Source organism: Clostridioides sp. ZZV15-6388 (assembly GCF_020657755.1).
Lineage (GTDB): Bacteria > Bacillota > Clostridia > Peptostreptococcales > Peptostreptococcaceae > Clostridioides.
Genome location: NZ_JAGWCU010000131.1, coordinates 1 through 279, shown reverse-complemented (window position 1 = coordinate 279; position 279 = coordinate 1). Strand labels below are relative to the sequence as shown.

Annotated in this window: 1 rRNA gene; it reads left to right on the top strand. The window is 54.8% G+C overall.

Annotated features, from left to right (window positions below):
• Positions 1–279 (top strand): 16S ribosomal RNA (locus KGF48_RS20045); the annotation flags it as partial.

Below are 279 nucleotides of genomic sequence, written 5' to 3'. Positions count from 1 at the left end.
CCTACGGGAGGCAGCAGTGGGGAATTTTGGACAATGGGGGCAACCCTGATCCAGCCATGCCGCGTGCAGGATGAAGGCCTTCGGGTTGTAAACTGCTTTTGTCAGGGACGAAAAGGACCGTGTTAATACCATGGTCTGCTGACGGTACCTGAAGAATAAGCACCGGCTAACTACGTGCCAGCAGCCGCGGTAATACGTAGGGTGCAAGCGTTAATCGGAATTACTGGGCGTAAAGCGTGCGCAGGCGGTTCTGTAAGACAGATGTGAAATCCCCGGGCT